The sequence below is a fragment of the Pontibacter sp. HJ8 genome (genome assembly GCF_054824225.1).
Genome location: NZ_JSYF01000549.1, coordinates 1 through 1491, shown reverse-complemented (window position 1 = coordinate 1491; position 1491 = coordinate 1). Strand labels below are relative to the sequence as shown.

General features: G+C 51.1%; 1 protein-coding gene. It reads right to left on the bottom strand.

Annotated elements, in window-relative coordinates; all coding sequences use genetic code 11:
- Positions 1 to 1470, bottom strand: a 1470-nt coding sequence (locus tag OB13_RS19255) for a polysaccharide lyase (protein ID WP_461491811.1), incomplete at its 3' end; no start/stop codon positions are given.
- Between the last annotated feature and the right edge of the window lie 21 nt (positions 1471 to 1491).

Below are 1491 nucleotides of genomic sequence, written 5' to 3'. Positions count from 1 at the left end.
GGTCAGGGTATACTTCACACTTCCTACCGAAGAGGCCAGGTTGGCCCGGAAGTTCAGCTTAGTGGTGCCCAGTGCGCTAAAACTCAGCGAAGCGCCGTTGGTTACGGTCATTACATCTTTTTCAGTATGTGCATCAACTAACAACAGGCTTGTTATCTGAGAAGTAGCTGTACCTGTACTGCCCGCGGCTGGCTCTGTCGGAGTAGTACCCGTACCAGACTCTACTATACTAAAGCTAACTGTCACAGGCGTTCCTGCAGTTCCCGAACCATTGCTGCCTGAATATGGCGTAACGGTTAAGGTATAGCTGCCAGTAGGCATGATTTGGTTACCGAAATAGTAGTTGCCATTGCCATCGTCTCCATACAGGGCGAAAGGGGCCGCGTTGTCGGTATAAGTATGGTTCTTGGCTCCTTTCAGATCAAACTTCAAGCTACCTACACCGGAAGGATCAACATTAGAACGGAAGTTAAACTTTTTAGTCCCAAGCGCGCTGAAGCTCAGAGTGGCCCCATTAGTTACAGTCATTACGTCCTTCTCTGTATGTGCATCTACAAGAATTACACTCCCTGCTCCTGGCGCAGACGTGCCACTCTCAGGTGTTGGTGTTGGCTCCGTTGGATTAGTTTCAACCGGAGCAGTCTCTGCTGGTGGTGTCGAATTACTACCTGAAGAAGACATTTCAGAGAAAGATGCCTTTTCGTTACCTACGCGAATGTTATCGAAGTACAAAACTCTCTTTGTTGTCTCCGTAGAACCGCTGTTCCAGGAGGCTTTGTATACGCCGATCTTCCAGTTAGGCATCTTGGTGTCGTACATGTTGCCTCCTTTGTGGGTGAGGATCTTGGTACCGTTCTTCCAGACCTCGATCAGCCCGTCTGTGCCGTAGGAGTGAATGAAGTGAAACACATACTCCTGCCAGCTGTCCTTGGTGACCGCGCCCAGGTCGATCTCTTTCAGGCTGCCTGAGTTGTTGCCTGTCCGCAGGATGAGCCGGTCCTTACGTACCCGCAGTGAGGTGGCTTGCGTCGTGCCTGAGCTCTGCCACCACTGGCTGATCACTTCGCTGCCCGAATCATAAGCATAGTCCTTGGAAGGAAAATAAGCCGCAAAGCTGTACCAGCGGTTCTTGTTGGTAGCCGGGTCAGCCACGATTACCTCGGCACGAGTACCGTTTGCTACTTCACCGTCAGAGCTACGCAGCTCGAAGCGGCCCGACTTGGCGCCCTGGAAGACAGGATTGGTGGCCATCTGGAAAGAATAAGAAGTGCCGAACTGCTTGTGGCGGCCGTCAAAGGCGGTGCTGCCTTCAAATGTTTCTTCGAAAATGTGGTTGGCCGTAGCCTGGCCGGTGGTTTCGGCGCTTAAAGCGGCGCTTGGAGAAAGTTCTTCGAGTTCTTTTTTGTCACACGAAAGAGTGATAGCTCCTGCCAGCAGGGGCATCATTAGGTTACGAAATCTAAAGTTCATCTTATTTGGCTAAAGTTGAAT